The organism is Rubrivivax sp. A210 (assembly GCF_904426505.1).
Lineage (GTDB): Bacteria > Pseudomonadota > Gammaproteobacteria > Burkholderiales > Burkholderiaceae_C > Rubrivivax.
In genome coordinates, this window is sequence record NZ_CAJGBN010000034.1 from 47,742 (window position 1) to 72,642 (window position 24,901).

General features: G+C 70.0%; 23 protein-coding genes. 8 read left to right on the top strand and 15 right to left on the bottom strand.

The window, feature by feature from the left end; translation table 11 throughout:
• Nucleotides 1–27: 27 nt before the first annotated feature.
• From dnaE to JMV16_RS16265, 3 genes are all read left to right on the top strand, one after another.
• Entirely contained in the window at nucleotides 28–3,591 is a 3,564-nt protein-coding gene (gene dnaE, locus JMV16_RS16255; RefSeq protein WP_201495351.1) for a DNA polymerase III subunit alpha, read from the top strand.
• A 74-nt stretch (nucleotides 3,592–3,665) separates the two neighbouring features.
• Complete coding sequence (locus tag JMV16_RS16260) at nucleotides 3,666–4,136, top strand: hypothetical protein (RefSeq protein ID WP_236580552.1); 471 nt, start codon at nucleotides 3,666–3,668, stop codon at nucleotides 4,134–4,136.
• Between the two features lie 32 nt (nucleotides 4,137–4,168).
• Nucleotides 4,169–5,386: a patatin-like phospholipase family protein gene (locus tag JMV16_RS16265; RefSeq protein WP_201495352.1), complete on the top strand. Its 1,218-nt coding sequence runs from the start codon at nucleotides 4,169–4,171 to the stop codon at nucleotides 5,384–5,386.
• 19 nt (nucleotides 5,387–5,405) lie between these two features.
• Here the strand turns inward: JMV16_RS16265 and JMV16_RS16270 are convergent, their stop codons facing one another.
• The 6 genes from JMV16_RS16270 to JMV16_RS16295 all read right to left on the bottom strand — a co-directional run bounded on the left by JMV16_RS16270 (nucleotide 5,406) and on the right by JMV16_RS16295 (nucleotide 9,512).
• Nucleotides 5,406–5,780: a ComEA family DNA-binding protein gene (locus JMV16_RS16270; RefSeq protein WP_201495353.1), complete on the bottom strand. Its 375-nt coding sequence runs from the start codon at nucleotides 5,778–5,780 to the stop codon at nucleotides 5,406–5,408.
• Nucleotides 5,781–5,928: 148 nt separating this feature from the next.
• Nucleotides 5,929–6,930, bottom strand: coding sequence for a glycosyltransferase family 9 protein (locus tag JMV16_RS16275; protein WP_201495354.1), 1,002 nt, complete (start codon nucleotides 6,928–6,930; stop codon nucleotides 5,929–5,931).
• Nucleotides 6,927–7,493 carry a D-glycero-alpha-D-manno-heptose-1,7-bisphosphate 7-phosphatase gene (locus JMV16_RS16280; RefSeq protein ID WP_236580553.1) on the bottom strand — a complete coding sequence of 189 codons (567 nt, stop codon included), beginning with the start codon at nucleotides 7,491–7,493 and terminating at the stop codon, nucleotides 6,927–6,929. The genes JMV16_RS16275 and JMV16_RS16280 overlap by 4 nt, the downstream gene beginning before the upstream one ends.
• Nucleotides 7,490–7,996 carry an adenylyltransferase/cytidyltransferase family protein gene (locus JMV16_RS16285; RefSeq protein ID WP_201495355.1) on the bottom strand — a complete coding sequence of 169 codons (507 nt, stop codon included), beginning with the start codon at nucleotides 7,994–7,996 and terminating at the stop codon, nucleotides 7,490–7,492. Before JMV16_RS16285 ends, JMV16_RS16280 begins: the two co-directional genes overlap by 4 nt.
• Nucleotides 7,996–8,937 (bottom strand): D-glycero-beta-D-manno-heptose-7-phosphate kinase, encoded by a 942-nt coding sequence (gene rfaE1, locus JMV16_RS16290; protein WP_201495356.1) that lies wholly within the window; start codon nucleotides 8,935–8,937, stop codon nucleotides 7,996–7,998. Before rfaE1 ends, JMV16_RS16285 begins: the two co-directional genes overlap by 1 nt.
• Complete coding sequence (locus JMV16_RS16295) at nucleotides 8,934–9,512, bottom strand: SIS domain-containing protein (RefSeq protein ID WP_201495357.1); 579 nt, start codon at nucleotides 9,510–9,512, stop codon at nucleotides 8,934–8,936. Before JMV16_RS16295 ends, rfaE1 begins: the two co-directional genes overlap by 4 nt.
• Nucleotides 9,513–9,606: 94 nt before the next feature.
• On the opposite strand from JMV16_RS16295, the gene JMV16_RS16300 reads away from it, so the two are divergent.
• Together JMV16_RS16300 and waaC are read left to right on the top strand one after the other, a co-directional pair.
• Nucleotides 9,607–10,257: a DUF4254 domain-containing protein gene (locus JMV16_RS16300; protein ID WP_201495358.1), complete on the top strand. Its 651-nt coding sequence runs from the start codon at nucleotides 9,607–9,609 to the stop codon at nucleotides 10,255–10,257.
• Nucleotides 10,257–11,228 (top strand): lipopolysaccharide heptosyltransferase I, encoded by a 972-nt coding sequence (waaC, locus tag JMV16_RS16305; protein ID WP_201495359.1) that lies wholly within the window; start codon nucleotides 10,257–10,259, stop codon nucleotides 11,226–11,228. Before JMV16_RS16300 ends, waaC begins: the two co-directional genes overlap by 1 nt.
• A 7-nt stretch (nucleotides 11,229–11,235) precedes the next feature.
• On the opposite strand, the gene lapB is transcribed toward waaC, so the two are convergent.
• The 9 genes from lapB to gyrA all read right to left on the bottom strand — a co-directional run bounded on the left by lapB (nucleotide 11,236) and on the right by gyrA (nucleotide 22,396).
• Nucleotides 11,236–12,408, bottom strand: a complete 1,173-nt coding sequence (gene lapB, locus JMV16_RS16310; protein WP_201495360.1) for a lipopolysaccharide assembly protein LapB — start codon at nucleotides 12,406–12,408, stop codon at nucleotides 11,236–11,238.
• On the bottom strand, nucleotides 12,409–12,726 hold the full coding sequence (locus JMV16_RS16315) for a lipopolysaccharide assembly LapA domain-containing protein (protein WP_201495361.1): 318 nt from the start codon (nucleotides 12,724–12,726) through the stop codon (nucleotides 12,409–12,411).
• Between the two features lie 34 nt (nucleotides 12,727–12,760).
• Nucleotides 12,761–13,057: an integration host factor subunit beta gene (locus JMV16_RS16320; RefSeq protein ID WP_201495362.1), complete on the bottom strand. Its 297-nt coding sequence runs from the start codon at nucleotides 13,055–13,057 to the stop codon at nucleotides 12,761–12,763.
• Between the two features lie 102 nt (nucleotides 13,058–13,159).
• Complete coding sequence (rpsA, locus tag JMV16_RS16325) at nucleotides 13,160–14,878, bottom strand: 30S ribosomal protein S1 (RefSeq protein WP_411565039.1); 1,719 nt, start codon at nucleotides 14,876–14,878, stop codon at nucleotides 13,160–13,162.
• Between the two features lie 195 nt (nucleotides 14,879–15,073).
• A complete protein-coding gene (locus tag JMV16_RS16330) occupies nucleotides 15,074–17,107 on the bottom strand; it encodes a bifunctional 3-phosphoshikimate 1-carboxyvinyltransferase/cytidylate kinase (protein ID WP_201495363.1) in 2,034 nt (677 codons plus the stop codon).
• Between the two features lie 43 nt (nucleotides 17,108–17,150).
• Nucleotides 17,151–18,047, bottom strand: a complete 897-nt coding sequence (locus tag JMV16_RS16335; RefSeq protein WP_201495364.1) for a prephenate dehydrogenase — start codon at nucleotides 18,045–18,047, stop codon at nucleotides 17,151–17,153.
• Between the two features lie 15 nt (nucleotides 18,048–18,062).
• Complete coding sequence (gene pheA / locus JMV16_RS16340; RefSeq protein ID WP_201495365.1) at nucleotides 18,063–19,169, bottom strand: prephenate dehydratase; 1,107 nt, start codon at nucleotides 19,167–19,169, stop codon at nucleotides 18,063–18,065.
• Nucleotides 19,170–19,193: 24 nt separating this feature from the next.
• Complete coding sequence (locus tag JMV16_RS16345; RefSeq protein WP_201495366.1) at nucleotides 19,194–19,763, bottom strand: hypothetical protein; 570 nt, start codon at nucleotides 19,761–19,763, stop codon at nucleotides 19,194–19,196.
• Between the two features lie 8 nt (nucleotides 19,764–19,771).
• Entirely contained in the window at nucleotides 19,772–22,396 is a 2,625-nt protein-coding gene (gene gyrA, locus JMV16_RS16350; protein ID WP_201495367.1) for a DNA gyrase subunit A, read from the bottom strand.
• A gap of 276 nt (nucleotides 22,397–22,672) precedes the next feature.
• Here gyrA and ompA point away from each other — a divergent pair, with 276 nt between their 5' ends.
• The 3 genes from ompA (at nucleotide 22,673) to JMV16_RS16365 (ending at nucleotide 24,897) form a co-directional block, all read left to right on the top strand.
• A complete protein-coding gene (gene ompA / locus JMV16_RS16355) occupies nucleotides 22,673–23,392 on the top strand; it encodes an outer membrane protein OmpA (protein ID WP_201495368.1) in 720 nt (239 codons plus the stop codon).
• Between the two features lie 141 nt (nucleotides 23,393–23,533).
• A complete protein-coding gene (gene ubiG, locus JMV16_RS16360; protein WP_201495369.1) occupies nucleotides 23,534–24,235 on the top strand; it encodes a bifunctional 2-polyprenyl-6-hydroxyphenol methylase/3-demethylubiquinol 3-O-methyltransferase UbiG in 702 nt (233 codons plus the stop codon).
• Nucleotides 24,235–24,897 (top strand): HAD-IA family hydrolase, encoded by a 663-nt coding sequence (locus tag JMV16_RS16365; protein ID WP_201495370.1) that lies wholly within the window; start codon nucleotides 24,235–24,237, stop codon nucleotides 24,895–24,897. The genes ubiG and JMV16_RS16365 overlap by 1 nt, the downstream gene beginning before the upstream one ends.
• Nucleotides 24,898–24,901: the final 4 nt, after the last annotated feature.

Below are 24,901 nucleotides of genomic sequence, written 5' to 3' on the forward strand. Positions count from 1 at the left end.
TTGTAGGCAGCGCTCGATAATGGAACGATGAGCTTTGTCCACCTGCGTACCCACACCGAATACTCCGTCGTCGACGGCTCCCTGCGCATCGATGACGCCGTGAAGGCGGCGCGTGCCGACGGCCAGCCGGCGCTGGCCATCAGCGATCTCAACAACCTCTTCGGCGCCGTCAAGTTCTACAAGGCCTGCCGCGGCGCCGGTGTCAAGCCACTGATCGCGGTCGACCTGCTGATGGAGCCCGCGGCCGGTGCTGCCGGCGCCGAGCGCCAGGCCAGCCGCCTGCTGGTGCTGGTGCAGAGCAGCCAGGGCTATCTCAACCTCAACGAGCTGCTGGCGCGGGCCTGGGTGGGCAATGCCCAGCGCGCCCAGGCCTGGGTCAAGTGGGAGTGGCTGGACGAGCTGGGCGGCGGCCTCATCGCGCTCTCGGGTGCTGACCTGGGCGCGGTGGGGATGGCCCTGCTGGCTGGCGACGCCGAGCGCGCGCAGGCCCAGGCGCAGCGGCTGGCGGCGCTGTTTCCGGGCCGCTTCTACCTGGAGCTGCAGCGCGCCGGCCAGCCCGGCAACGAGGCCCATGTGCGTGCCGCTGTGGCGTTGGCTGCCAGGTTGGGCCTGCCGGTGGTGGCGACGCATCCCGTCCAGTTTCTCGAGCGCGACGATTTCGAGGCCCACGAGGCGCGCGTCTGCATCGCCGAGGGCGAGACCCTGGCCAACCCGCGGCGCAGCAAGAAGTTCACGCCCGAACAGCACTTCAAGACCCAGGCTCAGATGGCGGCGCTGTTCGCCGATGTGCCCTCGGCGCTGGCCAATGCGGTGGAGATCGCGCGCCGCTGCAATCTGCGCCTGGTGCTGGGCAAGCCGCAGCTGCCGGACTTCCCGACGCCGCTTGTCGACGGGGTCCGCATTCCCATCGACGCCTATTTTCGCCAGGCCTCGCACGAGGGGCTGGAGCGTCGCCTGGCCGCGCTCTTCCCCGATGCGGCCAAGCGCGAGGCCGAGCGCCCGCGCTATGTCGAGCGGCTGGAGTTCGAGCTGAACACCATCGTCAAGATGGGCTTCCCGGGCTACTTCCTCATCGTCTCGGACTTCATCGTCTGGGCCAAGGAAAACGGCTGCCCGGTGGGGCCGGGCCGGGGCTCGGGCGCGGGCTCGCTGGTGGCCTATGCGCTCTTCATCACCGACCTCGACCCGCTGTACTACAAGCTGCTGTTCGAGCGCTTCCTCAACCCCGAGCGGGTGTCGATGCCCGACTTCGACATCGACTTCTGCCAGGGCAACCGCGACCGCGTCATCGAGTACGTCAAGGACAAGTACGGCCGCGAGGCGGTGAGCCAGATCGCCACCTTCGGCACCATGGCCAGCAAGGCGGCGCTGCGTGACGTGGGCCGCGTGCTGGGCATGGGCTATGGCCATGTCGACAGCGTCGCCAAGCTGGTGCCCGGCCTGCCCGGCAAGACCTACACGCTGGCCAAGGTGCCGGAAGATCCGGATCCGGGCCTGATCTACGTGCGCAAGGAAGTGCCCGAGCTCGAGCAGCGCGAGGCCGCCGAGGAAGAGGTGGCCGAACTGCTGACGCTGGCGATGCGGCTCGAGGGCCTGGTGCGCAACGTCGGCATGCATGCCGGCGGCGTGCTCATCGCGCCGGGCAAGATCACCGACTTCTGCCCGCTCTACCAGCAGCCCGGCAGCGACAGCGCGGTGAGCCAGTACGACAAGGACGATGTCGAGGCCATAGGCCTGGTCAAGTTCGACTTCCTGGGCCTGGCCACGCTGACCATCCTGGAACTGGCCAAGGACTACATCCGCGCCCGCCGCCCGGGGCGCGAGAACTTCGCCTACGAGAACCTGCCGCTCGACGACGCCCGCGTCTACAAGCTCTTCAGCGATGGCCGCACCGAGGCCGTGTTCCAGTTTGAAAGCCGCGGCATGCAGGGCATGCTGCGCGAGGCGCGGCCGACGCGGCTGGAAGACCTGATCGCGCTCAACGCCATGTTCCGGCCGGGGCCGATGGAGAACATCCCCAGCTTCTGCGCGCGCAAGAACGGCAAGGAAGACATCGTCTACCCGCACCCGCTGCTGGCGCCGGTGCTGGAAGAGACCTATGGCATCTTCGTCTACCAGGAGCAGGTGATGCAGTCGGCCCAGGTGCTGGGCGGCTACAGCCTGGGCGGCGCCGACCTGCTGCGCCGCGCCATGGGCAAGAAGAAGGCCGAGGAGATGGCGCAGCAGCGCGCCATCTTCCGCGAGGGCGCGGCGGCCAAGGGCATCGCGGCCGAGAAGGCCGACGAGGTCTTCGACCTGATGGAGAAGTTCGCCGGCTACGGCTTCAACAAGAGCCATGCCGCCGCCTATTCGCTGCTGGCCTACCACACGGCCTGGATCAAGGTGCACTGCACGGCGGAGTTCTTTGCCGCCAACATGACGATTGAAGCCGACAACACCGACAAGCTCAAGGTGCTGCTGGCTGACGCCAAGACCTTCGGCATCGCCTTCCTGCCGCCCGACATCAACCACGGCACCCACCGCTTCGAGCCCATCGATGGCAAGACTGTTCGCTATGGCCTGGGCGCCGTGAAGGGCACGGGCCAGAGCGCCATCGAGGCCATCGTCGCGGCGCGCGAGGGCCGCGGCAGTCACGAGGGCGAGGGCGGCGGGCCCTTCCGCAGCCTGTTCGACTTCTGTGCCCGCGTCGACCGCAAGGCCGTCAACAAGCGCGCCGTCGAGGCCCTGGTCAAGGCCGGCGCCTTCGACACCCTGCATCCCGACCGCGCCGCCTTGCTGGCCAGCGTGGGCCTGGCCTTCGACTGGGCCGAGACCCAGCAGGCCAATGCGCTGCAGGTGGGGCTGTTCGATTTCGGCCAGGGCGATGATGGCGGTGGCGATGCCCACGGCAGCAGCAGCCAGGAACCGGCCCTGGTGCATGTGCCGCCCTGGGACGTGCGCGAGCGCCTGGTGCAGGAGAAGACGGCGCTGGGCTTCTACCTCTCGGGCCATCTGTTCGATGCCTGGCGCGACGAGGTGCGGCGCATCGCGCGCCAGCCGCTGGCCGACCTGGTGGACAGCCGCGAGCCGCAACTGCTGGCCGGCATCGTGACCGGCGCGCGCACCGTCAGCGGCCAGCGCGGCCGCGTCGTCATCTTCCAGATCGACGACGGCAGCGAAGCCATCGAGGCGGTGGCCAACGAGGACATCTTCGAGAGCCAGCGCGAGCTGATGCAGGAGGACGCCCTCGTCTTCGCCCAGGGCCGGCTGCAGCCCGACCGCTTCAGCGGCGGCCTGCGCCTGAACGTGGCCCAGATCTGGGATCTGGCGGCGGCGCGCGCCCGCTTCGGCAGATACCTGGCAGTGGACCACAGCCATGGCGCCACGCCGCCGGTGGCCGATGTGCTCAAGCTGTGGCCGGCACGCCGCGTCGAGAGCGAGGAGGGCGAACTGGTGCAGGGCCTGCCAGTGCGCCTGCGCCTGCGCCGGCCCGGCGCCACCGCCGAGCTGGAACTGGGCGACGAGGCCCGCTTCTGGCCCTGCGACGAGGCGCTGGGTCGCTGGCGCAGCATCGCAGGCCCCGGCGGGGTTGCGCAAATCATCTACGAATGAAAGTCTTTGTTGCCTGTGCCATCCTGGGCTCGCTTTCGCGCGTTCAATCGAGGATGAAGAAGAACGGAGCCTCCATGAAGCACACCCTGAAGAATCTCGGCGCCGCCGTCCTGCTGGCCGCTGCCGCCATGCCCGCCCTGGCCGCCGAAGTCGGCGTCTCGGTGCAGATCAACCAGCCCGGCGTCTACGGCCGCATCGACATCGGCCAGTTCCCGCAGCCGCAGGTGGTGGTGGCCCAGCCGGTGATCATCCAGCGCCCGGCGGTGGTGCGGCACCAGGAGCCGGTCTACCTGTACGTGCCGCAGGGCCACCGCAAGAACTGGGGCCGCCATTGCCGCGATTACGACGCCTGCGGCGTGCCGGTGTACTTTGTGCAGCACCAGTGGTACGACCGCCATGTGCATCGCCGCGATGACCGCCGCGACTACCGTGACGATCGCAGGGATGACCGCCGCGATGACCGCCGCGATGACCGCCGCGATGACCGCCGCGATGACCGCGACGACCGCCGCGGCCACGGCAAGGGCCACGGTAAACACGACTGACCCCGCCGCCGCCCCGGCCTTAGAGTCGGGGCATGCACGAGACGCCTCTCACCGCCCTGGTGCTCAGCGGCGGTGGTGCGCGCGCCGCCTACCAGGTGGGCGTGCTGCGCGCGCTGGCCCATCTGCGGCGTGAGGCGCTGGGGCCGCGGGCGCGGCTGCGCAACCCCTTCGGCATCATCGTCGGCACTTCGGCCGGCGCCATCAACGCGCTGGCCCTGGCCGCCAATGCCGACCGCTTCGAAGCCACGGTCGAGCTCATCGCCAAGGTCTGGCAGAACTTCAGCGCCGAGCAGGTCTACCGCGCCGATTCGCTGGGTGTGATCCGCTCAGGCGCGCGCTGGCTCACCATGCTCTCGGTGGGCTGGGCCATCGCGCGCTGGCGCCGCGCCCGGCCGCAATCGCTGCTCGACAACGCGCCGTTGGCGCGGCTGTTGCAACGCCTGGTGCCGGTGGAGCGCCTGCCGCTGATGCTGGCCCAGGGCCATCTGCACGCGGTGGCCGTGACGGCCTCGAGCTACACCAGCGGCGAGCACTACACCTTCTACGACAGCGGCCCGGCGCTCGAACCCTGGCAGCGCTCGCAGCGCCGCGCCGTGCGCACGCGGCTGACGCAGGCGCACCTGCTGGCTTCGTCGGCCATCCCCTTCGTGTTTCCGGCCCGGCTGATGGACGCCGGCGGCCACTCGGCCTGGTTCGGCGACGGCTCGATGCGCCAGACCGCGCCGCTGTCGCCGGCCGTACACCTGGGCGCCGAGCGCCTGCTCATCATCGGCGCCGGCCGCATGCAGGAGCCGGGAGGTCGCGCCGTGGCCACGCACGGCCATCCCAGCCTGGCCCAGATCGCCGGCCACGCGATGTCGAGCATCTTCCTCGATGCGCTGGCGGTGGACATCGAGCGCATGCGGCGCATCAACCGCACGCTGGCGCTGCTGCCCGAGCCGGTGATCGCCGAATCGGAATGGCGTCCGCTCGAGGCCCTGGTGATCGCGCCCACGCAGCGCCTGGACGACATCGCCGCCCGCCACCTGGGCGACCTGCCGGCGCCGGTGCGTGCACTGCTGCGCGGCGTGGGCGTCGGCGGCCAGGGCGAGCAGGCCAGCGGTGCCGCGCTGGCCAGCTACCTGCTGTTCGAGGCGCCGTTCACGCGCGCCCTCGTCGCGCTGGGCGAGGCCGACACACGGGCGCGGCGCGACGAGGTGCTGCAGTTCTTCGGCTGGGACCGCGCCGCGCCCGACATCCAGCTTCCTTGATGGGCGCCCACGCGGTGGCTCAGGCGTCGGGCTTCTTCGCCGCAGGCTTGGCGCCCGCCTTTTCGGACTTGCCCGTCTTGGCGGCGCCCTCGGCCGCCGCCTTGCCGTCGTAGGGCGCACCCGCGACGGTGAGGCCGGCCTGCGAAAACTTGGCGGCGTTGCCGGGGCCGATGCCGCCGACGCGCTCGACCAGATCGGCCCAGTTCTTGAACGCGCCGGTCTTGCGCGCCTCGATGATCTTGGCCGACAGGCCCGGGCCTATGCCCTTGACCGTTTCCAGTTCGGCGCGCGTGGCCTGGTTGGCATCGGCGGCGGCCTGGGCGGCGAGGGCGCCGAAGGCCAGCAGGGCGGCGACGAGGCCGCGGCGGAAGATGGTGAAGAAGGAAGTGCTCATGGTGCGGGTCTCCAGAAGGTTGCGGTAGGGCCCTTTCGCCGACGGTGCCGGCTTGATCGGGCTGGGCAAATTCTGGGCAGAGCGGCGGCGCGGCACACTCCCTCCGCGGGGCGGCTCGAGGAGGGCCCCCGGGCGGGGGGTGGGCCGCTCAGCCGTTGCGGCCGAGCAGGCTTTGCGCCAGCGCCAGGCCTTCGTCGGCGCTGGGCCAGGCCACCGGCGTGCCGGGGCTCTGCGGCCTTTGCAGCACCGTTACGCCGGATCCCCAGGGTGCCCATCGCGCCGCCTCGGTGGGGCCGAGCACGCTGATCACTTTGCGGCCCAGCGCCGCGGCCATGTGGGCCGGGCCGGTGTCGTTGGCCACCACCAGCGCGGCGCGCTGCAGCAGGGCCAGGTAGACCGCGAGGTCGGAGCCCTCGATCATGCGCGCCGTCGGGTACAGCTCGCGTGCCGCGGCGTGTTCGCCTGGGCCGGGGTAGACCACCAGCGGCAATTCCATCTGCGCTGCCGCCAGGCGCACGAAGTCGGCAAAGGCGGGCCATTTCTTCTCGGCCTTGTCGGCGGTGGCGGCACGGCCGGCGGCAAAGGGGCAGATCATCACGAAGCCGCCGGCTATGCCGTGGGCCGCCAGCAAGCCGGCCGCGGCAGCGGCGCGGTCGGGCGCCACCTGCATCGCGATGTCGGCCGGAGGCGCCTGCTGCAGGCGCAGAAAGCGGCAGGCCACGTCCCAGTAGCGCTCGAGCTCGTGGCCTTCGCGCGCCCAGGGCAGGGCGCGCGCCAGCAGCGGCGAGCGGCCTTCCTTGGCCACACCCACGGTGCGCAGGCCGGCCAGGCGCGTCTCAAGCGCGCTCGACAGCGAGACCGGCAGCAGCAGCGCGTTCTCGCGGCGCTCGAAGCCGGGGTCCAAGCTGCGGCAGTGTCGGCGCAGCTCGCGCAGCTGGGCGATCTTGGCGGCCGCCTTGGCCGGCTGCACATGCACCGGCCAGGGGTAGCCGGCCAGCAGCGCCGGCGCCCATTTGCCGCGGGCGACGATCTGCGGCGCGTAGCCATGGGTCTCGAGCAGGCGCAGCGCCGGCAGGCCCAGCACGACATCGCCGACCCAGTTGCGGATGCGAACGATCAGCGGGCGTGCGCTGGCTGGCTGCTTGTTCACGGGTGCGCCACTTCCAGCAGTGCCACCACCGCTTCGTCCAGGCTGGCGCGCACACCGTCGGCGCCCGCATCCGCGGCCTCGGATTCGGCAATCAGCCAGCAGCGGGCTACGCCGGCGGCGCGGCCGGCGGCGATGTCGCTGGTCTTGTCCCCGAAGAGGCAGGAGGCGGCGAGGTCGATCCCGAGTTCGGCCGCGGCGCGCAGGATCAGGCCCGGCCGCGGCTTGCGGCAGTCGCACTCGCGCGCATAGGCCGCCACCACGGCCTGCGGCAGGTGGGGGCAGGCGTAGACGCCGTCCAGCAGCACGCCCTCGCGTGCCAGTTCGGCACGCATGTGCGCCGTGAGGTCGTCGAAATCAGCCTCGGTGTAGAAGCCGCGCGCAATGCCCGACTGATTGGTGACGACCACCAGCGCCAGGCCGGCCTGCTGCAGTCGCCGCAGCGCCGCCACGGCGCCGGGCAACCAGTGGAAATCGGCGGCGCGGCTCACGTAGCCCAGGTCCCGGTTGAGCACACCGTCGCGGTCGATGAAGGCGCCCGGGCGCAGGCCGTTCGTCCGCCTCACCGTCCGGCCTCTGCGGTCTGCAGCGCACGGATGCGCGTCACCATCGCCGTCGTGGAATAGCCGCTGACGAAGGGCAGGGCGAGCGCGCGCCCGCCCCAGCTGCGCACCAGGGTGGTCTCGGCCAGGGTCTCGATGTCGTAGTCGCCGCCCTTGACGTAGAGGTCGGGGCGCAACTCGGCGATCAGGGCCACCGGCGTCGGCTCGTTGAAGAGCACCAGCGCGTCGACCGCCTCCAGCGCGCCCAGCACGGCGGCGCGGTCGAGTTCGCCATTGAGCGGCCGGCCTGCGCCCTTGCCCAGGCCGCGCGCCGAGGCATCGCTGTTCAGGCCCAGCACCAGGCTGGCGCCCAGCGCGCGCGCCGCCACCAGGTAGCTGACATGGCCGCGGTGCAGGATGTCAAAGACGCCGTTGGTGAAGACCAGCGGACGCGGCAGCCGCGCCAGCGCCGCGCCATCGTCGCGCCGCAGCAGCTTGCGCAGCAGATCGCCGGTATCGGCTTGCATCAGGCTGAAAGTTCGGCCAGGGTGACGGCCGCGGTGCCGAAGCGCGAGACCACGATGCCGGCGGCGCGGTTGGCCTGGGCCGCGGCGTCGCGCAGGCTCATGCCGCAGGCCATCAGCGCTGCCAACACGCCGATCACGGTGTCGCCGGCGCCGGTGACGTCGAAGACCTCGCGCGCCTGGGTCGGCAGGCGCAGATGGCCCGCGCCATCGAAGAGGCTGATGCCTTCCTCGCTGCGCGTGAGCAGCAGGCCTTGCAGGTCCAGGCGCTGGCGCAGGGCCTGGGCGCGCTGCACCAGGTCGGCCTCGCCGGCCCAGGCGCCGGCCACCAGGGCCAGTTCGGCGCGGTTGGGGGTGATGGCGGTGGCGCCGGCATAGCGGCTGAAATCGCTGCCCTTGGGGTCGACCAACACCGGCAGCCCGGCGGCGCGGGCGAGCTCGATCATCTGGCCGACATGGGTCAGGCCGCCCTTGCCGTAGTCCGACAGCAGCACCAGATCGTGCGCCGGCAGCAGGCGCTGGTAGTCGGCCAGCATGGCCTGCAGCACCTCGTGGTCGGGCGCGTTCTCGAAGTCGATGCGCAGCAGTTGCTGCGAGCGCCCGATGACGCGCAGCTTGACCACCGTCTGCAACTGACCATCGGTGCCCAGCACGGCGGTGACGCCCTGGTTTTCGAGCAGCTCGCGCAGGCGCCGCCCGGGGGCGTCGTCGCCGACCACGGTGAGCAGGGTGCAGGCGGCGCCCAGCACCTTGACGTTCATCGCCACGTTGGCGGCGCCGCCCAGGCGTTCTTCCTCGCGCGTGACGCGCACCACCGGCACCGGGGCCTCGGGCGAGATGCGCTCGACGCTGCCGAACCAGTAGCGGTCCAGCATGGCGTCGCCGACCACCAGTACGCGCTTCCCAGCCAGGGCTGCGGCGTTGGGCAGCGGGGCAGCCGTCATGCCGGCGCCAGGCCCAGCGCGCGCTCGGCCAGCGCGCACCAGCAGTGGCCGATGAAGATGTGCGCCTCCTGGATGCGCGCCGTGGTGTTGCTGGGCACGACGACGGCGTCGTCGCACAACGCCAGCAGGAGGCCGCCGTCGCGCCCCAACAGGCCGAGGGTGGCGATGCCGAGTTCGCGCGCCGCGGTGGCCGCGCGCAACAGATTGGCTGAGTTGCCCGAGGTCGAGATCAGCACCAGGCTGTCGCCGGCGCGGCCCAGCGCGCGCACCTGACGCTCGAAGATGGCGTCGAAGCCGTAGTCGTTGCCGATGCAGGTGAGTGCCGAGCTGTCGGTGGACAGCGCCAGGCCGGCCAGCGGGCGCCGGTCGTCGACCAGGCGCCCGGTAAGCTCGGCGGCCAGGTGCTGGCTGTCGGCGGCCGAGCCGCCATTGCCGCAGAACATCAGCTTGCCGCCGCCGGCCAGCGTCTGTGCAAGGCGCGCAGCGATGCGCTCGACGTCGGGCTGCAATTTGTGCAGGCCTTCGAACAGGCTGCGATGCTCTTCGATCGCGCTGTGAAATAGGCCTTTATTCATCGACAAGGGCAGACCCGGATATGGCGAATAATGCGGACTATTCTGCCATCGCTCCCCGCCCGCCCCGGGCACCCTGGAGCTGCCCCATCTGCCCATGTCCGCTGCCCTTGCGCTGTCTGCGAGCGAGATCGTCGCCTTCCATGATGCCCTGATCGCCGCGCCCGGCTGGCCGCGGCAGGTGCCGCCACCGCGCGACGCTGCACTGTGGCTGTGGCTGCAGACCAACCACGTCAACAACAGCCTGCTGTGGGCCGAGGAAGACCTGGCGCGCCGCACCACCGTGGCCGACGCCGAGATCGCCGCCAACAAGCGCGCCATCGACGGCTACAACCAGGCCCGCAACGATGCCACCGAGCGCGTCGATGAACTGCTGCTGATTGCGCTGGGCCTGGTCGACGAGGCCTCGGCGCGCACCGACACGCCGCGCTCGCGCGTGCCGGCCGGCGCACGGCTCAACAGCGAGACCGCCGGCAGCATGATCGACCGCCTGTCGATCATGGCCTTGAAGATCCACGCCATGCGCCTGCAGGCCGGGCGCAGCGACGTCGACGAGGCTCACCGCGCTGCCAGTGCCGGACGGCTCGAACGCCTGCAGCAGCAGCGCCAGGATCTGGCCGGCTGCCTGGACGACTTGCTGGCCGACGCCGCGGCAGGCCGCGCTTACTTCAAGGTCTACCGCCAGTTCAAGATGTACAACGACCCGCGCTTCAACCCGGCCCTGGTGGCTGAAGCCAGGAAGGCCTGATGCCGGTGCGCCTGCTGATCGTCAAGACCTCGTCGATGGGCGACGTCGTACACGCGATGCCGGTGGTCAACGACATCCTGCGCCAACGCGCTGACGTGGCCATAGACTGGCTGGTCGAGGCGCCATTTGCCGCGATCCCGCAGATGCACGCCGGCATACGCCAGGTGCTGCCGATGTCCTGGCGCAAGTGGCGCGGGCAATTGCTCAAGGCCGAGACCTGGGCCCAGATGCGGACGCTGCGCACGCGCCTGCGCGAGGGCCGCTACGACCTCGTGCTCGACCTGCAAGGCCTGCTCAAGAGCGTGCTGTGGGCGCGTGCGGCGCGTGCGCCAGTGGCCGGCTACGACCAGGCCAGCATCCGCGAACCCCTGGCGGCGCGCTTCTACCAGCACACCCAGGCCGTGCCGCGCGAACTGCACGCTGTGCAGCGCTGCCGCCAGCTGGTGGCGCAGCAGCTGGGCTATGCGTTGCCGGCGAGCGCGCCCGATTTCGGCCTCGCGCCGCCCAAGCCGGTGTGGAAGCCGCGCAGCCGCTACGCGGTCATCATCCCCAACGCCAGCCGGGCCGAGAAGCTCTGGCCCGAGCGCCATTGGGTGGCCGTGGGCCGGCGCATGCTCGAGCTGGGCTGGCTGCCGGTGGTGCTGTGGGGACGCGATTCAGAACAAACCCTGGCCGAGCGCATCGCCGCCGGTTGCGAGGGCGATGTACCGCCCTACCTGAAGGTGGGCGAGATGGCCTCGGTGCTGGCCGGTGCCCAGCACATCGTCGGCCTCGACACCGGCTTCACCCACCTGGCCGCCGCCTTCGGGCGGCCAACCCTGGGCATCTACTGCGACCACGAGCCGGGCCTGGCCGGCATCACCGGGCCCGGGCCGGTGGCCAGCATCGGTGGCCGTGGCCAGGTGCCGAGCCGCCAGGACGTGCTGGCGCTGTTCGAGCGCCAGACCGCGGCACTGCGCGTGGCGGTCTAGCCGCCGGCTACAGCGCGTCGACGCGCTGGGTCGGGTAGCTGTCCCAGCTCAGGCAGCCCGGGCACTGCCAGAAATAGTGCTGGGCCTCGAAGCCGCAGGCGGCGCAGCGGTAGCGCTGCAGCGGCCGCGCCGCCTGGGCCACGGCATCGCGAAGGGCACTGCTGGCGGCCTCGGATGCGTACCAGTGCGGCAGCGCCAGCAACATCTGCACGGCACTCAGCGAGGGCTGCTGGCCCAGCAAGGCCAGCAGGCGCTGCAAGCGTTCCTCGCCGTGGCCCTCCGCGGTGCTTTCGTCGCGCGCTTCGAGTTCGTCCAGCGCTTGCACCAGTTCCACGGCCGGCAGCGTGGCCAGTGCCTCGAGGAGGGCGGCGCGCGCCGACGCCACCTGGCCGGCGTCGCAGGCCGCGCGTGCGTACTCGGCGGCAGCCAGCAAAAAGGCAGTGGGCTGGATGCGCCGCAGGCGGTCCCAGGCTGCCATCGCCTCGGCCGGCCTGCCCTGGCGGCGAGCGCGCCAGCCGGCCAGCAGATGCGGCCTTGCAGCCTGGGGCGCGGCCTGCAAGGCGCGCGCCAGCGCAGCCTCGGCATCTTCCGGGCGCTGCTGCGCGTCGGCAGCCTCGGCCAGCTCGCATTCATAGTGGGCGATGCGGGCGGCGAACGAGGCGCCGCCGGCCTGCTCGAGCCGGCGCGCCACTTCGGCGGCGCGCCCCCACTCGCGCGAGCGCTCGAACAGCGAGAGCAGGGCCAGCTGGGCCTGGCCGTCGTAGGGCGTGCCGGCCAGCGCACGCCAGGCGGCCTCGGCGCGGTCGAAGAGGCCGGCCTTCATGAAGTCCTGCGCCAGCGCCAGCTGGGCCCGATGGCGGCCGTCGGGGCCGAGATCGGAGCGGCCCAGCAGATGCTCGTGTACGCGCACGGCGCGCTCGAACTCGCCGCGGCGGCGGAACAGGTTGCCAAGCGCGAAATGCAGCTCGGTGGTGTCGGGGTCGTGCTGTACCGCCTCGATGAAGGCGTCGATGGCCTTGTCCTGCTGTTCGTTGAGCAGCAGGTTCAGGCCTTCGAAGTAGGCGCGCGGCGCGTCGTTGCGGGCGTGGCGCAGTTGGCGCAGATCGATGCGCGAGGCCATCCAGCCGAGGGCAAAGGCCACCGGCAGGCCGATCAGCAGCCACTGGAAATCGAATTCCATCTAGACGCCGATGCGCGGCGGATGCTCGCTGGCGAACTCCGAGGGCGGGGCGGTCTGCGGCGCCGCGGCCGGTGCCGCCGGGGCGGCCTCGCGCCGCGCCTGGCGCGTGGAGCGCCAGTGGCGCCACCAGTTGGGCAGCATCGCCGCCACGCCCAGGGCGCAGCCGGCGGCAAAGGCCACCAGCACGATGATGACCATGGGCGCATGCCATTCGACGCCGAAGAACCAGCGCACGGTGGCCGCCTGCTGGTTGTTCAGCGCGAAGGCGAAGAGCGTGAAGAAGATGAAGGCCCGAAGCGGCCAGACGATGAAGCGCATGCCGCCGCCATTCTAGGGCGGCGCGGGCCGGCTTTCAGGGCTCGACCGGCACCTGCTCGTCGACGGCTTCGCGCAGCGCCTTGCCGGGCTTGAAGTGGGGCACCAGCTTCTCGGGAATCACCACCTGCTCGCCGCTGCGCGGATTGCGGCCCACGCGCGGCGGGCGGCGGTTGATGCTGAAGCTGCCGAAGCCGCGGATCTCGATGCGGTGGCCACGCGCCAGCGCGTCGGACATGGCGTCGAGGATGGTCTTGACCGCGAACTCGGTGTCGCGCTGCGTGAGCTGGGCAAAACGCTCGGCGAGGCGGGTGACGAGGTCTGAGCGGGTCATCGGCGGGTCGGTGCGGCGGCGGGGTTCGGGGAGCGCCCGCACCGGGCTGGCGCGGGTTGAGCCGCGGCCCCGCCGTGAGGCGGGGCCGCGGCGCGGGCGGGCTTACTCGCCGCGGTTGTCGAGCTTGGCGCGCAGCAGGGCGCCCAGGCTCGTGGTGCCGGCGTTCTCACGCTCGTTCACCTGCGTCAGGCGCTGCATGGCCTGCTGCTCGTCGGCGTTGTCCTTGGCCTTGATGGACAACTGGATCGAGCGCATCTTGCGGTCGACGTTGATCACCATCACGCTGACATCGTCGCCTTCCTTGAGCACATTGCGCGCATCTTCGACGCGGTCGCGGCTGATCTCGGAGGCGCGCAGGTAGCCGGTGACGTCGTCGTTGAGCTGGATCTCGGCGCCACGCGGGTCGACGCTCTTGACCTTGCCGTTGACGACCGCACCGCGGTCATTGAGCGTGGTGAAGCTGGTGAACGGATCGACGTCGAGCTGCTTGATGCCCAGGCTGATGCGCTCGCGTTCCACGTCCACGGCCAGCACGATGGCCTCGACTTCCTGGCCCTTCTTGTAGTTGCGCACCGCGGTCTCGCCCGGCTCGTGCCAGGAGAGGTCGGACAGATGCACCAGGCCGTCGATGCCGGCCGAAAGGCCGACGAAGACGCCGAAGTCGGTGATCGACTTGACGGGGCCCTTGACCTTGTCGCCGCGCTTGACGTTGGAAGAGAACTCTTCCCACGGATTGGCCTTGCACTGCTTCATGCCCAGGCTGATGCGGCGCTTGTCCTCGTCGATCTCGAGGACCATGACTTCGACTTCCTCGCCCAGGGTGACGACCTTGGCCGGTGCAACGTTCTTGTTGGTCCAGTCCATCTCGGAGACATGCACCAGGCCTTCGATGCCCGGCTCGATCTCGACGAAGGCACCGTAGTCGGCGATGTTGGTGATCTTGCCGAACAGGCGCGTGCCGTTCGGGTAGCGGCGGCTGACGCCGTGCCAGGGGTCGTCGCCCAGCTGCTTGAGGCCCAGGCTGACGCGGTTCTTCTCGGCGTCGAACTTCAGCACCTTGGCGGTGAGTTCCTGGCCGACCGTGACCACCTCGCTCGGGTGGCGCACGCGGCGCCAGGCCATGTCGGTGATGTGCAGCAGGCCGTCGATGCCGCCCAGATCCACGAAGGCACCGTATTCGGTGATGTTCTTGACCACGCCGTGGACGATGGCGCCTTCGGTCAGCGTCTCAAGCAGCTTGGCGCGTTCCTCGCCCATCGAAGCCTCGACGACGGCGCGGCGCGACAACACGACGTTGTTGCGCTTGCGGTCGAGCTTGATGACCTTGAACTCCATCGTCTTGCCCTCGAAGGGCGTCATGTCCTTCACCGGGCGCGTGTCGAGCAGACTGCCGGGCAGGAAGGCGCGGATGCCGTTGACCAGCACCGTGAGGCCGCCCTTGACCTTGCCGCTGACGGTGCCGGTGACGAATTCGCCCGACTCCAGCGCGTTTTCGAGGCTCATCCACGAGGCCAGGCGCTTGGCCTTGTCGCGGCTCAGGATGGTATCGCCGTAGCCGTTTTCGACGGCGTCGATGGCGACCGAGACGAAATCGCCGACCTGGACTTCGAGCTCGCCCTGGTCGTTCTTGAATTCCTCGATCGCGACGTAGCTTTCGCTCTTCAGGCCGGCGTTGACGACGACGTGGTTGAAGTCGATGCGCACGACCTCGGCGGAGATGACCTCGCCGACGCGCATGTCGTTCTGCTGCAACGACTCTTCAAACAGGGCGGCAAAGGCGGACATGCCACCGGTGGCGGTGACGGTAGTAGTGACGGACATGGATTTCCTGTGGGCCCGGAGGAGTTGAGAGCAGAGCCGGACGTGCTTGCGGCAGGTGCCGCGGTTTGCGGGTTGAACATCCATCGCGCCTGAGCCTTTCGGCTCGGGGCCTGGCGGCCACTGCGGGCCGATGTGGACTGGTGCGACGGGGCTGGGCTTCTCGCCGCGCGAGACGCCGCCCGGGCCTGGAGAGGTTCAGGGCGGCGAGCCGAACGGCCCGCTCTGCTGCCACCAAGCCAGCACCTGCTGCACCGATTCTTCGATGCCCAGGGCCGAGTTGTCGAGCAGCCTCGCGTCCTCGGCCGGCTTCAAGGGCGCTGTTGCCCGGGACGTGTCCCGCGCATCGCGCGCCTCAAGGTCGGCACGAAGGTCGATCATGTTAGCCGGAATTCCCTTTGCCATCAATTGCTTATGGCGTCGCGCGGCCCTCTCGGCAGCACTCGCGGTGAGAAAGACCTTGAGCGGCGCGCCGGGGAAGATGACGGTGCCCATGTCGCGCCCGTCGGCCACCAGGCCGGGGGCGCGGCGGAAGGCCAGCTGCAGCGCGTGCAAGGCCTGGCGCACGGCCGGCAGCGAGGCCACGCGCGAGGCCAGCGCGCCGGTGGCTTCCAGGCGCAGATCGTCGGTCACCTCGCGCCCGCGCAGCCAGACGCGGCCGGCCTCGCTGCCCTGGCCGAAGCGCAGTTCCAGCGCTGCGGCCAGGCGGGCCACTGCAGCCTCGTCGTCGGGGGCGACACCGTCCCACTGCGCCGCCAGGCCGGTGGCGCGGTAGAGCGCGCCCGAGTCCAGCAACTGCCAGCCCAGCGCCGCCGCCAGCGCCGCCGCCAGCGTGCCCTTGCCCGAGGCCGTGGGGCCGTCGACCGTGATCACCGGAACCGCGCCGTCGGCCGCGCCGACGAGGCCGAAGAAGGCCTCGAAGTAGTCGGGGAAGGTCTTGGCCACGCACTTGGGGTCAAGGATGCGCACCGGGCAGTTGCCGCCCGCCAGCGGGTTGAAGGCGGCCAGCGACAGGCACATCGCCATGCGGTGGTCGTCGTAGGTGTGGATCACGCCCGGCTGCCACTGCAGCGGCGGGCTGACCTCGATGAAATCCGGCCCCTCGACGACCGCGGCGCCCACCTTGCGCAGCTCGGCGGCCATCGCCGCGATGCGGTCGGTTTCCTTGACGCGCCAGCTGGCGATGCCGGTCAGCCGCGTCGGGCCGTCGGCGTAGAGCGCCATCACGGCCAGTGTCATCGCGGCGTCGGGAATCTGCTTGCAGTCGAGATGGATGCCGGCCAGCGGCCAGCGCCCGCGCTTCACCTCCAGCCAGCCGGGGCCGCCGTAGACCTGGGCGCCCATGGCCTGGGCGGCGTCGACGAAGCGGATGTCGCCCTGGATGGAGTCGAGACCCACGCCCTCGATCCTCACCACGTCATCGCCCTGGGCCGCGAGGGCGCCGAGGGCGACGAAGTAGGAGGCCGACGAGGCATCACCCTCGACGTGGATGGCGCCCGGCGACGCATAGCGGCTGCCCCGCGGGATGGTGAAGCGTTGCCAGCCCTCGCGCCGCACGGCGATGCCGAAGCGTGCCAGCAGGTTGAGCGTGATCTCGATATAGGGCGTGGAAATCAGCTCGCCATCGACCTCGATCACGATGTCGCGCTCGTCGGCCACCAGCGGCAGGGCCAGAAGCAGTGCGGTGAGGAACTGGCTCGAGACATCGCCGCGCACGCGGATGGGCAACTCGGTGGCCAGGCGCCCGCCGGCCTGGCCGGAAAGGCGCAGCGGCGGGTAGCCCGGATTGCCGAGATCGTCAACCGTGCAGCCCAGCGGGCGCAGCGCGGCTACGAGATCGCCGATGGGGCGCTCGTGCATGCGCGGCACGCCGGAAAGCTCGAAGCGCCCGCCCTGGGTGGCGGCCAGCACTGCCAGCGCCGCCGCCAGCGGCCGCATCGCGGTGCCGGCATTGCCCAGGAAGAGCCGCGCCTCATGCACCGCCAGGCGCCCGCCCAGGCCGGTGACGCGCAGCACCGCGCCGTCGCGCTCCAGCGTGCAGCCCAGGGCGCGCAGCGCGTCCAGCATGACGCGGGTGTCGTCGCTGGCGAGCAAGTCGTGGACCGCCGTGGTACCGGCGGCCAGGCCGGCCAGCAACAACACACGGTTGGAGATGCTCTTGGAGCCCGGCAGCCGCACCGTGCCGGCGGCGCTGTTCAGGGGCGGAAGGTCGAGATGGGGGAGGTCGTACATGCGGGTGAGCCGGGGAAGGGCGGGCGGTGGGCCGCCGGCCCGGTCAGGCCTTGCCGACCGAAGTGCCGGCGGGGCGCGGCGCGCTCATCTGCCAGTTTGCGCGGCCTTCAGCGGGGGTGCGGATCAGGCCTTCGAGCGCGTCGGCATTGCCTTCGCGGATGACGTGCTCCAGCGCATCGAGCGCCTGGCGGAAACGCGTCGACTGCTTGAGCAGCTCTTCGCGGTTGGCGACCAGGATGTCGCGCCAGGTCTCGGGATTGCTGGCAGCGATGCGCGTGAAGTCGCGGAAGCCGGGGCCGGCGAGCGAGAGGAAGTCGCGCCCGGCGGGCTGGTTGACGACCGAGCTGAAATAGGCAAAGGCCAGCAGATGCGGCAGGTGGCTCACGGCGGCGAAGGCGGCGTCGTGGTTCTCGGGCGTCATCTTGAGCACCTGCGAGCCTATGGCCGACCAGACATCGGTGGCCTTCTGCACCAGTTCGGGCAGGGTCTGCGCGAGCGGCGTGATGATGACCTGGCGGTTGGCATAGAGCGAGGCGTCGGCGTTCTGAATGCCCGAGACCTCCTTGCCGGCGATGGGGTGGGCGGGCACGAAGGAGCTGATGCGCTCGCGCAGCACGCGGCGGGCGGCGTCGACGACATCGCGCTTGGTGCTGCCGACGTCCATCACCAGCACGCCCGGCTCCACGAGGTGGCGGATGGCCTTGAGCGTGGTCTCGGTGGCCGCCACCGGCACGGCGAGGAGCACGATGTCCGAGCCCGACACGGCCAGCAGCGCCGATTCGGCGATGACGTCGATGACGCCCAGTTTCTTGGCGCGCTCGGTGGTCGAGGGCGACTTGCTGTAGCCGACGACGCGCTTGACGAGGCCGGCACGCTTGAGCGCGAGGGCGAAGCTGCCGCCCATGAGGCCGCAGCCGATGACGCCGAGTTGGGTGAACATGTTCGTCGGGCCGGCTCAGTGCACGTCGATGGGGTAGGTGCCCAGGATCTTGAAGAAGGCGCAGGCGTCGTGCAGTTCGCGCAGGGCCGTGGCGACGCGCGGCTCGTCGGGGTGGCCCTGGATGTCGATGTAGAAGAAGTACTCCCACTGGCCCGAGCGCGCCGGGCGGCTCTCGATGCGCGTCATCGAGACGCCGTGGTTCTTCAGCGGCGTGAGCAGGTCGTGCATCGCGCCGGGCCGGTTGGGAACCGAGACCACCAGGCTGGTGCAGTCGTGGCCCGAGGGCTTGGGCGCGGGGTGGCTCCCGCGATCGGCCACGACGGCGAAGCGGGTGCGGTTGTTGGGTTCGTCCTGGATCGCCGGCTCCACCACATGCAGGCCGAACTCGCTGCCGGCGCGCTCGCTGGCGATGGCGGCCAGCGATGGATCGAGGCCCGCCAGGCGCGCGCCCTCGGCATTGCTGGCCACCGGGCGCCGCTCGACATCAGGCAGGTGGGTGTTGAGCCAGCCCTGGCATTGCGCCAGCGCCTGCGGATGGGCGCACACGGCCTTGATGCCGGCCGGCGTGTTGTCCTTGCGCAGCAGGTTGTGGCGCACCAGCAGGCTGGTCTCGCCGATGATGAACAGCGGCGTGGTGAGGAAGATGTCCAGCGAGCGGCCGATCATGCCTTCGGTGGAGTTCTCCACCGGCACGACGCCGAAATCGGCCGCGCCGGCGGTGGTGGTGCGGAAGACCTCGTCGATGCTGGAGCAGGGCAGCTTGACGATGGAGGCACCGAAGTAGCCCAGCGCCGCCAGTTCGCTGAAGGTGCCGGCCGGGCCCAGGTAGGCCACGCGCGTCGGCGTCTCCAGCGCGCGGCAGGCCGACATGATCTCGCGCCAGATCGGTGCCACGCTGGCGGTGGCCAGCGGGCCCTGGTTGACGGCCTTGAGGCCGTCGATCACCTGGGCCTCGCGCTCGGGGCGGAAGACCACTGAGCCCTGGTGCTTCTTGATCTCGCCCACCGTCAGCGCCAGGGTGGCGCGGCGGTTGAGCAATTCCAGCATCTCGCGGTCGACCGCGTCGATGCGCTGGCGCAGGGCCAGCAGTTCGGGGTCGACGGTCGGGTCGGACGAACTCATCGCCAGCGGGCCGCGATTGCCTGCTTACTTCTTGGCAGCCGATGCGCCCGCGGCCGGCGGCGCAATGCCCAGGCGCTTGCCCACGGTCTGCTCGAGCGCGCGCATCTTGGCCTCCACCGGTGCGCGCACTTCGGCGCCCAGCTTTTCGCCCAGGGCGCGTTGCATGTCGCCGCCCATCTGCTGGTACTTGCGGTTCACGGGCGACTCGAGCAGCGCGATGACCTGCTTGAGCTCATCTTCGGTGAAGCGCTCTTCCAGCAGCGGGCCGATGGCGCCCGGCGCCAGCCGGGTGGCCGCAGCCTTCACCAGCGGCGTGGCTTCTTCGGCGTACTTGCGCACGTCGGCCTCGATGTCCCGCGCCAGCGCCTCGCGCTTGTCGGCCGGCACGCGCTGCAGGGCCTGTCCGGCCTGCGCCAGCATCTGGCGCGCGGGCTGCTCGGCGATCTGGGTGGCCATCGCGTCGATGCCGGGTTGCTGCAGTTGCAGCACCTTGGCCACGAGGGCCTTCTTGGCGGCGCTGGTGGCGGGGGCGGTCTGCGCCGAGGCCAGCGTAGCAAACGCCAGCAGCGTCGCCAGGGCGGCGGTCTTGATCATCGGTTTCCTCATTGGCCGGGTTCGCCGGCGGGGTTGTCCTCGCCTTCGGACGGCGCGTCGTTCTCGACGATGCGCTGCAGGCCCGAAAGTTTGGTGCCATTGTCCAGTGCGATCAGCGTCACACCCTGGGTAGCGCGGCCCAGTTCGCGGATTTCGGCCACGCGTGTGCGAACCAGCACACCCTTGTCGGTGATGAGCATGATCTCGTCAGCCGGCCGCACCAGCGTGGCGGCGACGACGGGGCCGTTGCGCTCGCTTTGCACGATGGCGATCATGCCTTTGCCGCCGCGGCCGTGGCGGGTGTATTCGGTGATGCTGGTGCGCTTGCCGTAGCCGTTCTCGGTGGCGGTGAGCACGCTCTGCGTCTCATCCTCGGCCACCAGCATGGCAATCACGCTCTGGCCGTCTTCGAGCGTCATGCCCTTGACGCCACGCGATTGGCGGCCATGGGCCGTGACGTCGCCCTCGTCGAAGCGCACTGCCTTGCCGCCATCGCTGAACAGCATCACGTCGTGGTGGCCGTCGGTGAGCGATGCGCCGATCAGCACGTCGCCCTCGTCCAGCGTGACGGCGATGATGCCGGCCTTGCGCGGGTTGCTGAATTCGTCCAGCGGCGTCTTCTTGACCACGCCCTGGGCCGTGGCCATGAACACGTAGTGATCGGCGGGGAAGCTGCGGAACTCGCCCGTCAGCGGCAGCACGACGTTGATCTTCTCGCCCGGCTGCAGCGGGAACATGTTGACGATGGGCTTGCCGCGGCTGGCGCGGCCGCCTTGCGGCACTTCCCAGACCTTGACCCAGTAGACGCGGCCGCGGTCGCTAAAGCACAGGATCCAGTCGTGCGTGTTGGCGATGAAGAGCTGGTCGATCCAGTCGTCTTCCTTGGTCTGCGTGGCCTGCTTGCCGCGGCCGCCGCGCTTCTGGGCGCGGTATTCGGCCAGCGGCTGGCTTTTGATGTAGCCGGTGTGGCTGAGCGTGACCACCATGTCGGCCGGGGTGATCAGGTCTTCGGTGCCGAGCTCGAGCGCGTTGCGCTCGATCACGCTGCGGCGTGCGCCCAGCTTGGTCTGGCCGAACTCCTGGCGCAGCGCGCCGAGCTCGCCACTGATGATGGCGCTCACGCGCTCGGGCTTGGCCAGGATGTCCAGCAGGTCGGCGATCTCGGTCATCACCTCGCGGTACTCGCCGATGATCTTGTCCTGCTCCAGCCCGGTCAGGCGCTGCAGCCGCATCTGCAGGATTTCCTGCGCCTGCTCGTCGCTCAGCCGGTACAGGCCGTCGGGCTGCAGGCCGTAGGTGCCGGGCAGGCCCTCGGGCCGGTAGGCGGCGCGGCCGCCGGGCGTGCTTTCCTCGGCGCGCGCCAGCATCTCGCGCACCATGGACGAATCCCAGGCCTTGGCCATCAGCGCCGTCTTGGCCACTGGTGGCGTCGGGCTGGTCTTGATGGTCTCGATGAACTCGTCGATGTTGGCCAGCGCCACCGCCAGGCCTTCGAGCACATGGCCGCGTTCGCGCGCCTTGCGCAGCTCGTACACCGTGCGCCGCGTCACGACCTCGCGCCGGTGGTCGAGGAAGACCTCGATCAGCTGCTTCAGGTTGCACAGCCGGGGCTGGCCGTCGATCAGCGCCACCATGTTGACGCCGAAGGTGTCCTGCAGCTGGGTCTGCTTGTAGAGGTTGTTGAGCACCACCTCGGGCACTTCGCCGCGCTTGAGCTCGATGACGACACGCATGCCGTCCTTGTCGCTCTCGTCCTGGATGTGGCTGATGCCCTCGATCTTCTTCTCGTGGACGAGCTCGGCGATGCGCTCGAGCAGCGTCTTCTTGTTCACCTGGTAGGGAATCTCGTCGACGATGATGGCCTGGCGTGCCCCCTTGTCGATGTCCTCGAAATGGCACTTGGCGCGCATGATCACCTTGCCGCGCCCGGTGCGGTAACCCTCGCGCACGCCGTTCAGGCCATAGATGATGCCGGCGGTGGGGAAGTCGGGCGCCGGCACGATCTCCATCAGCTCGTCGATGGTGGCGTCGGGGTTCTTCAGCAGGTGCAGGCAGGCGTCGACGACCTCGTTGAGGTTGTGCGGCGGGATGTTGGTGGCCATGCCCACCGCAATGCCGGCGCTGCCGTTGACCAGCAGGTTCGGCAGCCGCGTCGGCAGCACCGTCGGCTCTTTCTCGCTACCGTCGTAGTTGGGCGCGAAGTCGACCGTTTCCTTGTCGATGTCCTCGAGCATCTCGTGCGCGATCTTCGACAGGCGGATTTCGGTGTAGCGCATGGCCGCGGCGTTGTCGCCGTCGACGCTGCCGAAATTGCCCTGGCCGTCGACCAGCATGTGGCGCAGGCTGAAGTCCTGCGCCATGCGCACGATGGTGTCGTAGACCGCGGTGTCGCCGTGCGGGTGGTATTTACCGATCACGTCGCCGACGATGCGCGCGCTCTTCTTGTAGGGCCGGTTCCAGTGGTTGGACAACTCGTGCATCGCGAACAGCACGCGCCGATGGACCGGCTTCAAGCCGTCGCGCGCATCGGGCAGGGCACGGCCGACGATGACGCTCATCGCGTAATCGAGGTAGGAACGGCGCATCTCCTCTTCGAGGCTGACGGCGAGTGTTTCCTTGGCGAACGATGTCATGCGGATGGGCTGGGTAGGCGGGCTGTGGGCGGTCGAAGATGCCGCACGAAACCGCGCATTCTACGGGCCGAGCCATGTCGCGGCAGCGCAACAGCGGCACAGGGCTGCCTAAGCGCAGGGCCCAAAATGCAGGCCAATCGGCGCCCTATGGCACAATCGTCCGACGATGGCAAATGCCGCGAAGGCGAGCATTTGCCCTCTTGATACATCGAGTTTCCCGCTTGTCGTTTTGGACGTTTCGCAGGCTCGTCTGCGGCTTTCCTCGAGAGGAGAATCATGAAGAAATTGAACAAGGTGGCGATGCTCTTCGCAGCATCCGCCGCCCTTGCCGCCCCGATCGCCGCGTTCGCGCAGGCTGGCTCGGTGGACAATTGGCGCGCCACCGATGGCACCGTCTGGAAGAACGGCACCAACGAATTGTGCTGGCGTGATGCCGGCTGGACCCCGGCGACCGCGGCTCCTGATTGCGACGGCGCCATCAAGCCCGCACCAGCTCCCGCGCCGGCTGCGGCCCCGGCCGCCCCGCGCGCTGCCCCGCCGGCTCCGGCCCCCGCCCCCGCCCCCGCCCCGGCTCCTGTCGTTGTCCCGGCCCCGGTCAAGCCTGCTGCTCCCCCGGCCGCACCGCCCGCCCCGGTGAGCGAGAAGGTCTCCTTCGCCGCCGACGCCTTCTTCGACTTCGCCAAGTCCAACCTCAAGCCCGAGGCCGCCGCCAAGCTGGGCGACCTGGTCGACAAGACCAAGGGTGTCAACCTCGAAGTCATCATCGCCGTCGGCCACACCGACTCGGTGGGCAACGACGCGCTCAACAACAAGCTTTCCATCTCGCGCGCCGAAGCCGTCAAGGGCTTCCTGGTCAGCAAGGGCATCGAGAAGAACCGCGTCTACACCGAAGGCAAGGGCTCCAAGCAGCCCGTGGCCGACAACAAGACCTCCGAAGGCCGGGCCAAGAATCGCCGCGTCGAGGTCGAGGTTGTTGGTACCCGCACCAAGAAGTGATGCCGAGGGCCCTTACCGGGCCCGTCCCAGCGTCCAGACCCCGCCTCGGCGGGGTTTTTTATTGCCCTCTCGCTGCCGCCCCTGGGGGCGCGCGAGCCACGGAGCCCGCGGCGGCCTGCCGTGTGCCATTACCATCGCACCATGAGCAATGTCGACGCACAGGAACTCGCCAAGTTCAGCGAACTCGCCCATCACTGGTGGGATCCGGAAAGCGAATTCCGCCCGCTGCACCAAATCAACCCGCTGCGGCTGGAATGGATAGACCAGTTGGCCAGCCTGCGCGGCAAGCAGGTGCTCGATGTCGGCTGCGGCGGCGGCATCCTGTCGGAATCGATGGCGGCACGAGCCTCTCATGTCACTGGCATCGATCTCGCATCGCGGCCGCTGAGCGTGGCGCGGCTGCATGCGCTCGAGGGCGGGGTCGAAAACCTCGCCTACCGCGAGATCGCCACCGAGGCGCTGGCTGAAGAAAAGCCGGCGGCCTTCGATGTTGTCACCTGCATGGAGATGCTGGAGCATGTGCCCGACCCGGCGGCGGTGGTGGCGGCCTGCGCTCACCTTGTCAAGCCGGGGGGCTGGGTCTTCTTCTCCACCCTCAACCGCAGCCCAAAGTCCTTTCTCTTTGCCATCGTCGGCGCCGAGTACCTGCTGCGCCTGCTGCCGCGTGGCACCCATGAGTACGCGCGCTTCGTGCGTCCCAGTGAACTGGCGCGCTGGTGCCGCGACGCCGGTCTGGCGCTGCAGGCCAACCGCGGCATGCAGTACAACCCGCTGACGCGGCGCTACTGGCTGTCGGGCGACACCAGCGTCAACTACCTGGTCGGCTGCCGCAAGCCCGGCTGATGGCGCGTCCGCGCGCACTGCTCTTCGACCTGGACGGCACGCTGCTCGACAGCGCGCCCGATCTTGCCGGCACCGCCAACGACATGCGCGCCGCACGCGGCCAGGCGCCGCTGCCTTATGCGGCGCTGCGACCGCATGCCGGCTCGGGCGCTCGCGGCATGTTGGGCGCCGCCTTCGGCCTCGCGCCGGGGCAGACCGCCTATGAGGCGCTGCGCGACGAGTTCCATGACCGCTACGAGCAACGCATGACGCGCGAGAGCGCGCTTTTCGGCACCGTCGCCGGGCTGCTGGCCACGCTGGACGCCGCCGCCATACCCTGGGCCATCGTCACCAACAAGGCGCTGCGCTTCGCCGCCCCGCTGGCGCAGGCCCTGCCGCCGCTGGCGCGCGCCGCAGCCCTGGTGGCGGGAGACAGCACACCCCATACCAAACCTCACCCAGCGCCCTTGCTCGAGGCCGCGCGCCGCCTGGGCCTGGTAGCGGCCGACTGCGTCTACATCGGCGACGACGAGCGCGACATGCTGGCAGCTCGCGCCGCCGCCATGGGCGCCTGGGCCGCCGCCTGGGGCTACCTGGGTCCGGGGCAAGAGGCCGCCGACTGGGGCGCCGATTTCGTGCTGGCTGAGCCCAATGAGATCTTGAAACGCCTCGAACTGGCCTAAACTC

What these genes read in the sequence shown, in the direction of transcription:
- JMV16_RS16315 (WP_201495361.1), bottom strand. Translation starts at nt 12,726, where the DNA reads ATGCGCTTCATCGTCTGGCCGCTTCGGGCCTTCATCTTCTTCACGCTC.
- JMV16_RS16260 (WP_236580552.1), top strand. Translation starts at nt 3,666, where the DNA reads ATGAAGCACACCCTGAAGAATCTCGGCGCCGCCGTCCTGCTGGCCGCT.
- lapB (WP_201495360.1), bottom strand. Translation starts at nt 12,408, where the DNA reads ATGGAATTCGATTTCCAGTGGCTGCTGATCGGCCTGCCGGTGGCCTTT.
- JMV16_RS16345 (WP_201495366.1), bottom strand. Translation starts at nt 19,763, where the DNA reads ATGATCAAGACCGCCGCCCTGGCGACGCTGCTGGCGTTTGCTACGCTG.
- rfaE1 (WP_201495356.1), bottom strand. Translation starts at nt 8,937, where the DNA reads ATGACGGCTGCCCCGCTGCCCAACGCCGCAGCCCTGGCTGGGAAGCGC.
- pheA (WP_201495365.1), bottom strand. Translation starts at nt 19,169, where the DNA reads ATGAGTTCGTCCGACCCGACCGTCGACCCCGAACTGCTGGCCCTGCGC.
- JMV16_RS16365 (WP_201495370.1), top strand. Translation starts at nt 24,235, where the DNA reads ATGGCGCGTCCGCGCGCACTGCTCTTCGACCTGGACGGCACGCTGCTC.
- JMV16_RS16295 (WP_201495357.1), bottom strand. Translation starts at nt 9,512, where the DNA reads ATGAATAAAGGCCTATTTCACAGCGCGATCGAAGAGCATCGCAGCCTG.
- ompA (WP_201495368.1), top strand. Translation starts at nt 22,673, where the DNA reads ATGAAGAAATTGAACAAGGTGGCGATGCTCTTCGCAGCATCCGCCGCC.
- JMV16_RS16300 (WP_201495358.1), top strand. Translation starts at nt 9,607, where the DNA reads ATGTCCGCTGCCCTTGCGCTGTCTGCGAGCGAGATCGTCGCCTTCCAT.
- dnaE (WP_201495351.1), top strand. Translation starts at nt 28, where the DNA reads ATGAGCTTTGTCCACCTGCGTACCCACACCGAATACTCCGTCGTCGAC.
- ubiG (WP_201495369.1), top strand. Translation starts at nt 23,534, where the DNA reads ATGAGCAATGTCGACGCACAGGAACTCGCCAAGTTCAGCGAACTCGCC.
- waaC (WP_201495359.1), top strand. Translation starts at nt 10,257, where the DNA reads ATGCCGGTGCGCCTGCTGATCGTCAAGACCTCGTCGATGGGCGACGTC.
- JMV16_RS16265 (WP_201495352.1), top strand. Translation starts at nt 4,169, where the DNA reads ATGCACGAGACGCCTCTCACCGCCCTGGTGCTCAGCGGCGGTGGTGCG.
- JMV16_RS16330 (WP_201495363.1), bottom strand. Translation starts at nt 17,107, where the DNA reads ATGTACGACCTCCCCCATCTCGACCTTCCGCCCCTGAACAGCGCCGCC.
- rpsA (WP_411565039.1), bottom strand. Translation starts at nt 14,878, where the DNA reads ATGTCCGTCACTACTACCGTCACCGCCACCGGTGGCATGTCCGCCTTT.
- gyrA (WP_201495367.1), bottom strand. Translation starts at nt 22,396, where the DNA reads ATGACATCGTTCGCCAAGGAAACACTCGCCGTCAGCCTCGAAGAGGAG.
- JMV16_RS16335 (WP_201495364.1), bottom strand. Translation starts at nt 18,047, where the DNA reads ATGTTCACCCAACTCGGCGTCATCGGCTGCGGCCTCATGGGCGGCAGC.
- JMV16_RS16285 (WP_201495355.1), bottom strand. Translation starts at nt 7,996, where the DNA reads ATGCAAGCCGATACCGGCGATCTGCTGCGCAAGCTGCTGCGGCGCGAC.
- JMV16_RS16270 (WP_201495353.1), bottom strand. Translation starts at nt 5,780, where the DNA reads ATGAGCACTTCCTTCTTCACCATCTTCCGCCGCGGCCTCGTCGCCGCC.
- JMV16_RS16320 (WP_201495362.1), bottom strand. Translation starts at nt 13,057, where the DNA reads ATGACCCGCTCAGACCTCGTCACCCGCCTCGCCGAGCGTTTTGCCCAG.